The organism is Komagataeibacter europaeus LMG 18890 (assembly GCF_000285295.1).
GTDB lineage: Bacteria > Pseudomonadota > Alphaproteobacteria > Acetobacterales > Acetobacteraceae > Komagataeibacter > Komagataeibacter europaeus.
Map to the genome: position 1 here is coordinate 1 of NZ_CADP01000108.1, position 8,505 is coordinate 8,505.

General features: G+C 54.5%; 6 protein-coding genes, 1 tRNA gene and 2 pseudogenes. 3 read left to right on the plus strand and 6 right to left on the minus strand.

What is annotated here, in order from left to right; genetic code table 11:
- On the plus strand, positions 1 to 373 hold a 373-nt coding region (locus GEU01_RS17715; RefSeq protein ID WP_019085529.1), incomplete at its 5' end, for an IS5 family transposase.
- Here GEU01_RS17715 and GEU01_RS23200 read toward each other — a convergent pair.
- The 5 genes from GEU01_RS23200 to GEU01_RS17750 form a co-directional block, all read right to left on the minus strand.
- Positions 363 to 773 carry an ABC transporter ATP-binding protein gene (locus tag GEU01_RS23200; RefSeq protein WP_019087150.1) on the minus strand — a complete coding sequence of 137 codons (411 nt, stop codon included), beginning with the start codon at positions 771 to 773 and terminating at the stop codon, positions 363 to 365. The genes GEU01_RS17715 and GEU01_RS23200 overlap by 11 nt on opposite strands.
- A gap of 44 nt (positions 774 to 817) precedes the next feature.
- On the minus strand, positions 818 to 2,002 hold the full coding sequence (locus GEU01_RS17725; protein WP_019087151.1) for a capsule polysaccharide transporter: 1,185 nt from the start codon (positions 2,000 to 2,002) through the stop codon (positions 818 to 820).
- A 94-nt stretch (positions 2,003 to 2,096) separates the two neighbouring features.
- A complete protein-coding gene (locus GEU01_RS17730) occupies positions 2,097 to 3,401 on the minus strand; it encodes a polysaccharide biosynthesis/export family protein (RefSeq protein ID WP_232272613.1) in 1,305 nt (434 codons plus the stop codon).
- A 1,110-nt stretch (positions 3,402 to 4,511) separates the two neighbouring features.
- Positions 4,512 to 5,555, minus strand: coding sequence for a UDP-glucose 4-epimerase GalE (galE, locus tag GEU01_RS24800; RefSeq protein ID WP_081500013.1), 1,044 nt, complete (start codon positions 5,553 to 5,555; stop codon positions 4,512 to 4,514).
- 834 nt (positions 5,556 to 6,389) lie between these two features.
- Positions 6,390 to 6,464 (minus strand) — tRNA-Gly (locus tag GEU01_RS17750).
- Between the two features lie 220 nt (positions 6,465 to 6,684).
- Here GEU01_RS17750 and GEU01_RS17755 point away from each other — a divergent pair.
- Positions 6,685 to 7,653 carry a tetratricopeptide repeat protein gene (locus GEU01_RS17755; RefSeq protein WP_019087156.1) on the plus strand — a complete coding sequence of 323 codons (969 nt, stop codon included), beginning with the start codon at positions 6,685 to 6,687 and terminating at the stop codon, positions 7,651 to 7,653.
- A pseudogene (locus GEU01_RS23205) lies at positions 7,650 to 8,141 on the plus strand (LON peptidase substrate-binding domain-containing protein); the annotation flags it as partial. The gene GEU01_RS17755 and the pseudogene GEU01_RS23205, both read left to right, overlap by 4 nt.
- 10 nt (positions 8,142 to 8,151) lie before the next feature.
- Here GEU01_RS23205 and GEU01_RS17765 read toward each other — a convergent pair.
- Positions 8,152 to 8,505: pseudogene (locus GEU01_RS17765) on the minus strand (IS5-like element IS1032 family transposase); the annotation flags it as partial.

An 8,505-nucleotide genomic window follows, 5' to 3' on the forward strand; every position in this document is an offset into this window, starting at 1 on the left:
GATCGCGGACGGACACGGAAAAGCCATTGGTTTCGCTCTGGCACCCGGACAGGCCCATGAACTGCCACTGGCGCCAGCCATGCTCGACGATCTCCCCTCTGTTCCCCTGTGGGTCGTGGCGGACAAAGGCTACGCGTCAGACGCCTTTCGTGAACGGATATGGGACATGGGAGCCCGACCGGCCATTCCCGCGAAACGACGCGATGCGCCGGTCGCCTGTCCCAAATGGGCCTATCGATGCCGACATCTTGTGGAGAACCTCTGGGCTCGTCTCAAGGAATGGCGCGCTGTCGCAACCAGATACGAAAAAACAGCAACCTCGTTCCTCGCGGTCATCCACATCGCTGCCGCCGCAGACTGGATCAAGTGCTAACAGGCCCTAGACGCGCGCGCATACCGGATGAATATGTCTTGACCGGATCCAGAAGCTGCCTTCCCAGTTCCGAGAAATCATCCACATATCTACGCGTTTCCTTATAGTCGAGATTATAGATCCGACAGATAAAACGCAGATTATCCAGTCCGCTCAGGCTACCCTGGAATGCGCCGCCAAATGCCAGGGGCCATGACACCGACATATCTTTCTCGATCCGGCCGGCTGTTGGTAATTCCACCCCCCCGATAATCTTGATAAGCGTTGATTTGCCAGCACCGTTGCGCCCCAGAATGCCAAGCTTTTCACCCCGCTCCACCTGAAAACTGATGTTGTCCAGGACGCGACGGGTTCCGTTGTCAACGTGATAGTCCTTAACGATATCTATACAACGCAACATGATAGGCTTTTTTTCCCATGCCTGATGTCACCAAACAGGCATATTCAATGAAGGTTACGCTCGCGCGCACCAGCGATTAACAGCCTGCCCATGATGTACAGACCCAGGCAGGAGAGGAACACAATACACAGCACAAGAATATTGCGCGGATATTCAGGCCAGTCGGCGGCGTTAGGTTGCGCAACTTCATCCACATAGATCATCTGCTGGTTTGCCTGCTGCTTGGCAACTTCAAGCGAGGCGACAGCACTACCCAGTACGCGCTGCTGAATGTCGTTCTGCACCATCAGGTCCTCGTATCCCGTAATTTTGGGAACAAGCGATTCACCTGAACCTGTAATCTGGCCTGATGACTTCTTGATCTGGTCAGACAGGATAGCAGCCTGCCGCTGATAGGCTGCTATCAGCGGGCTATTGGGCGCGGATGCCTGTAACTGCCCCAACTGCATGTTGGTGGACGTCAGCATGTTCTGCAGGCTTGTCACATAACTGACCATCGGCATGGACTGCCGCATGGGATCGATCAACGCCACGGAGTTCCGGTAGTCAGCCAGCTTCCGATTGATTTCACGTAATCTGGCTTCGGCTGCCAGCACTTCCTGGGAAGTCGCCCGAATCAGGTTTTCACGCTGCCGTCGATTGATTTCATTGACCAGATTTTCACCAGCATCCAGAAGCGCACGGGCAATTTTCTGGGAATCCTCGGCGCGGAACGTACGGACAGTCAGGATGGAAATATTGGTTTCCGAATCCTGCTCGACAAGAACATGTCCTTGATAATATTTATAAAAATGCTCAAAATTCTTACCAAACCCGAACAGGGGATAACGGGCGAGGAAGTCCGCTTCCGGACGTGAATACACATCCAGCAACTGGTTCTGCTTGATCAGCAATTCCGCCGCATCACGTGACTGCATGTAGTCCTGCACCACGTATGTATTTTCGGATGTCGCCCCACCCCCGCCGCCACTGGACTGCAGGATGTTGCTTAGCGAAATACCGGACTGCGAGGAATGTCCGCGCACGACAAAATGTGCTTCCGATATATACTGTGGCGTCGCAATAAAGACCAGATACAGTGCCGTTAAAAAGGTCGGTGTCACAACACAGACCGTAAAGGCCATATGGTTACGGATCCAGTTCCGCGGACCGTTAAACAGACGTGTCAGCACAGATTCATCTTCAGGACGGTACGGGCCCTCATCGGGGGCATGTACATCGATATTCATGAAGTATGCTTCCGGAAGAAAATGAAGGGGACAGAGGCAGAACAGAAGAGGGCAGACATATCGCTAAAGGCCATCCTACGTATCAATTGGGCCATTATTTGGCTATCCATGCTGCAGTAATCCCGGGCGCGATGATGGTACTGATCAGGCCAAAGAATTTATAGAACTTGTTGCTGGACGAGTTGGCGATGTAGATCAGGTCCCTATCCTGCATAAAGAATTTCTGTGCAAGAAAGTAGTTGCTGGGATTCATCATATCCAGCTGATAGACAACCGGCGATGTCGGTGCGTTCGCATCCACCGGCAGGCCCAGACGGCGCAGGATATCCGTATTTTCAAAACGGAAAAGATATACGGCATTGGGATCCGCACGCGCATCAACCGGGCCGCCCACACGGGAAATCGCCTCGGCCATCGTCAGCGTAGGTGTCCTGAAATGCATCTGGGTTACATGTTCACTAGCCCCGAATACAGTAAAGGTACGGGGCTGGAATGTCAGTTGCACCCGATCTCCCGGCTGCATGAGGATGTTCTGGGCCGGGTCGTTTTCAATCGCCTTGAGGGGCATTTCCGCAATCCGGCCGTTACGTATCAGCCGGACAACATAATCCTCATCCGTCTGGGGCTGGCGTTCGTCTCCGCTGGGGCGTTCCTCCCCACCGGCAAGGGCGATCACGTCGAGGATACGCTCACGGTTCGGAGTCAGGGGAATACGGCTTGGGCGCTGCACCCCGCCATACACCATAACGGAATTGGCAATATCAGAGGCGATGCGAACCAGAATCTGAGGTGACTGGGATTTTTTCTTCAGGCGCGCTTGGATCGTCTCGGCTAACTGGTCCGTAGTCATGCCGGTCACATGAATCAACCCGGCAAATGGCACATCAACGTCACCACTACCATCAACGGACAGAAGGGGAAGGCTGGCTGCAGTCGATGGGCTGGGCTGGGTATTGGTGCCGCTGGCGCTCGATGCCGTCATGGCGGCGCTGCTGGGGCTGAAAAGTGCGCTGCCGATTTCATATATCGCGATCTGCAGGACATCCCCCGGCCCGACCGTATCGTTGTTGGTCCGGGTCGTAGGGGCGTTATTTGTATCCAGACTGCTTAAAGCGGGCGGTGCCTCACCTGCGAGAAGCGAAACGAGTTCCGGCGTGACCTGAACGATTCCATATCCAATGGTATTTTTTTGCGGATTACGCTGGGCATGATTGACCTGTGCTTCCGTTGGGCCGCTATCTGGCAGGGTGTTGCAACCAGTCAGAAGCAGAAGCACGCTACCGATTACAGCAAGGGGCTGTCCTGGGCAAACATGGCGTCGAAGCAGGTTCAGATCTTTCAGAAAGCAGCAAATGGTCAATGTAACACCGCGATTAGAGGTTATGGTGAATAAAGGCAATCAAAGTGTCATGAAACCCGCACATATTCGGCACGCAATTAAAATATGAAGAAGATGGATCTATCCGGAGGCCTTTTATCAGATCATATTTCGTCTGACCATACATAGCATCTGCAGATGTGTACGGCCATGTCCGGTGCGATTGCCAACACCTTTTCCGACAACTCTGCAAGCTATATTACCCCAATGATGGCAAAAAGTTGTGCCGCCATTACAATCCGCAATGAATCAGAATGTTTCTGTATGGATATCCAATAGATAACCTTAAGGACGTGGAAGACAGATCACTATCACACACGTTATTATAGACTGTTTTGTCTATAATTAAACCATACCATGACACAAAACAGATCTCGCGTCACTACATTGATGAAAAACATAAAAATGTTTTATAATTTGGAATATTTGCGTCCTGCCCGAATCACGTTGACACAAGGGCCGCCGGGCTGGCCGGAGATCTGATTCACTGGCGTCAGGCCAGAACCTTGCGCGTTGCCAGATCCCGCAGCGGACAGGGATATCCGGTGCTCAGGATGGAGCACCGTCGTGCGCAGCTTCTAATGGATCGCCTGCAGACGCATCCTTGCCATGGCCGACAGACCTGTTTGCGGCCGATGTCATGACCCGAACGTCAAAAATGCCGCGTTATCTACCATAACCCGTAATACGGTATCAGCGCCAGCTTCGCCGCGCTCTCCGGCACATGCCGACATATGGAAGCCGGGGCGGTTGAGTTAACGCACTACCGGGAGGCCGCGGCCGTTGTGGGTCGACTATCTGCCGCTGCTGATCACGCCCAACCGAACAGAGGCATCGCGCAAAAAATGCCGTTTCACCAGCACTTCGCCAATCTTCGCATGCGGCTTCTCCACGTCAGCCGGACGGGCCAATGCCGCTGGCGCTGACGCCTCTGGGGCGATACCCATCCATCTTTTCGACCGCCTGGCGTTTCCAAAGTACTACCATCATCCGATGCACACCATGCCACGCCACCAGTTCCCGCCAGCGTCAGTGCGCCACGGATCGCTTCCAGAGCCATCCACGACCTGAATCACCCGAATACCATTCCCCGCAACCCTGCCCATAAAACCCGCCCTCTCTCAGGGCAGATCATAGCTCAACCTCCTGCCCGAAAATCGGAGACCATTTTTCCTGACCTATGCCGGCCTGCTTCCTATATCCATGAGGATTTCTTTTTCGCCATTGCAGTGCAGTTTCTACAATAATATCAATTGACGAATAATGGGGAGACCAACCCGTTTCCCGACGTATAAGGGCGGAATCCGCCACAAGCATACTTGGATCACCCGTCCGACGTGGTGCCCATTCCCATGGCAACTTCCTGCCACTTACATGTTCAATGGCCTGAACAACTTCCATATTGGTAAAACCAAGACCATTACCAAGATTATACGTAACGGAACGACGATCAAGCAGTTCGATGACACGTATGTAGGCATCTGCCAGATCCGTGACATGGATATAGTCGCGAATGCATGTACCGTCCCGGGTCGGATAATCATTCCCGAAAATCTTCAGCTTTCCACGAAGTCCCAAAACAGTATCAATTGCTAACGGGATAAGGTGGGTTTCAGGTGTATGCTCTTCCCCCAAGCGTCCCAGAGGATCGGCACCAGCAGCATTGAAATAACGCAAGGATGCACTTCGCATGCCGTATATCTGATCAGCCCAGACCAACGCACGCTCAATCAGGAATTTACTTTCCCCGTAAGGAGAACTGGCCTCAACCCTTGCGTTATCTGGAATCAGCGAAAATCGCTCTTTGCCACCGAATAAGGCCGCGGTAGACGAAAAAACAAATCGCCTTACACCATTCTGGGCACATGCTTCGATAAGGTTAAGGGCTGTAATATAATTTTGTCGTAGATAATAAAATGGTTTGCGCATTGATTCGTTAACAAGCGACAAAGCGGCAAAATGAAGGACTACATCCCATTTCTCACTTGCAAGAATCTTATTTATGGCCTCGGCATCCAGAAGGTCCAATGGGAAAAAACGTACGCCACTCGGTACGGCCGCACGATATCCGGTGCTGAGATTATCAATGACAGCGACCTCATGCCCTGCATCCAATAAACCAATTACAACGTGACTTCCCACATAACCGGCACCCCCTGTGACAAGACATTTCATTTCCAACCCACCCAAAACCCAAAGATATAGCGAATATATTATTTTACTGAATGAAATCAATATTAATGTATAAAATTGATATACTACTCAATAAAGCGCTAATATATATTACAGGGCGCGTTGCAGATTTGGTGAAAATTTTCCCCTTGCTGACGACTTCCAACAAGAAATGGCTTCTTTCGCAAAATACATGATGATTTCTTACATTCTGATACCGGGAATATACGCGCCTTAATGCATGCAAACCCTGTCCTGCCGAACATGGTGCTCCTGATCATTTTTAGCCACTCAATCTACCCCCCAATAGGACTGGTTGTCCATGGTGCCACAGGGGAAGCCAGATGCCGTCTTCCGGTTTGCTGTAGAGCATATTTTGCATTTTCCTAAACCACTTGGCCATTTTTTGCCAATCGGAACCCACTGCCCGAAATCCCGTGGCAAACCGACCCGGTCGGATGGGACGTTCGGACATCTGGACTCGTGGCTCGAGACTCTCTGCCCAGAGATATTTTCGGATCGCCCTGCATGCCAATCCCGTCCGGCATTCAATCTCGCGGATCGAAAGATGACACCGACGCATCACATCCGGAAGCCCCATGTCGATCACGTCTCAAACCTACAAAAACTTTTTGAAAACAAATTGCTAATAAAAACAACAACAGTTTTTTAGGTGCCGCTTTTTTTCACAAAGGCCGGTGGGGGGGGGGGAAGACCAACGCGGGCCGTCACCTTGCCTGCCTCGCGGTGGATAAAATGCGGATACCGTATACCGAAACGACGAAGGCTACCTTGCGGCGGCCTTTTCCGTATCCATCTGATTTTCTTTAGAAAATCTGGAGCGGGCGATGGGATTCGAACCCACGACCCCAACCTTGGCAAGGTTGTGCTCTACCCCTGAGCTACGCCCGCGCTCCGTGTCGGTGAAGCGGTGTTTACGGCAAACCCGATGGGGGCGCAAGGGGTTAAAACACTTTTGTCGAAGTTTTTTTCCATCCCCCCATAATGCGGTTGCGAGGATCGCCGGGAATGCCAATCTATCCTTACAGCATATGAACCGACCGGCATGGGCATAAGGGCAGACAGTGCCCCCGTCCCCATGCCGATCGCCAGACCAACAGGAACGCACCAGATGGACTACATTATCGGCCAGACACCCCGCCCCGCCGGTTCCGCCCCTGCGGGTACCCCGCCGATAGCGGGCGGCAGGCCCGACCCGGTGATGGAAGGCACGCAGAACACCTTCATGCGTGACGTGGTGGAGGCCAGTCGTGAAATCCCGGTTCTGGTCGATTTCTGGGCCACGTGGTGCAAGCCCTGCACGCAACTGACCCCGGTACTGGAAAAGGTAGTACGCGCCGCTGGCGGCCGCGTGCGGCTGGTGAAGGTTGATGTGGATGCCAACCGCGCGCTGGCCCAGCAGCTAACCCAGATCGGCCTACCGCTGCAATCCATCCCGCTGGTCGCCGCCTTCTGGCAGGGACAGATCCTTGACCTGTTCCAGGGCGCCAAGCCCGAAAGCGAAGTGCGCCGGTTCGTAGAAAATGTGCTGAAGTCAGCCGGTGGCGCCCTGCCTGCCGCCGACCTGGTGGAAGCTGCCCGCAAGGAAATGGAGGAAGGCCGCGCCGAAGCCGCTGCCGGGCTGCTTTCACAGGTGCTGGAAATCGAACCCGAAAACCCTGCCGCATGGGGTGGCCTTGCCCGTGCCCTGATTGAAATGGGGGACGAGGAAGGGGCCGAGACCGCCCTGAACGATGCCCCTGCATCCATCGCCAACCATGCCGAAATCACCGGGGCGAAGGCCGCACTTGAACTCAAGCGTGAAGGACGCAAGGCGGCTGAGGAAGCCGAAGAAATCCGCGCCCGCATCACCGCCAACCCCAAGGACTATGCCGCCCGTTTCGAACTGTCGGCAGCCCTGAACGCCGCGGGAAAGCGCATGGAAGCAGCGGACGAACTGCTGACCATCATGAAGGAGGACAGGGCCTGGAATGATGATGCCGCGCGCAAGCAGCTTATCCGCCTGTTCGAGGCCTGGGGTCAGACCGACCCCGACACGCTCGCCGCACGGCGGCGCATGTCGTCGTTGCTGTTTTCGTGACGCGGCATGACCCACGGGGGACCATCATCATCCATGATGACATCCCCCGCCGCATCCCGCAGATCGGGGACATGACACTGGCGGACTTCCCGGCGGAGCTGGGGCTGTTCCCGCTGGACGAAGCCCTGCTGCTGCCGCAGGGACGGCTGCCGCTGAACGTGTTCGAGCCACGCTATATCGCGCTGGTGGAAGACGCGCTGGCGGGCAACCGCCTGATCGGCATGATCCAGCCCCGTCCGCTGGATGGCATGGATGGCAGTCCCCTTGATGATACCGGGGATGCCGACATGGATGATGGGTACAGCACGACCCTGCCGCTGTATAATATAGGATGCATCGGCCGTATCACGGCCATGACCGAACGGACGGACGGTACCTACGCCATCACGCTGACCGGGATTGCCCGCTTCCGCCTGCTGCGCGAGACGGAAATGCGCCGGGGCTACCGGGTCGCAAGGGTCGATGCGTCATCCTTCGTGTCCGACCTGAGAGCCTGAATCAGAAAGCGGTTTGATTGATTTTTCGCAGAACTCTGCGGATATGGGCAATCATCAACCACGCGTGGGATGAAGAGATTGTTGCCTCGACATCCTTCGTGAGGCGACGGCAGCGTCCGAGCCATGCAAAGCTACGCTCCACGATCCAGCGTTTGGGCAGGACGACGAAGCCTTCGGCCCGATCGCTACGCTTGACGATCTCGATCGTCCATCGGCCGAGTTCAGCCAGCGCACCACGCAACTTCTCGCCAGCATATCCCCCGTCACCGATCAGATGGCGAAGCCAGGGAAACAATGAGCGTATCCTGACCGCTACCAGCGGCGCACCATCACGATCCTGAATGTCGGCGGGATG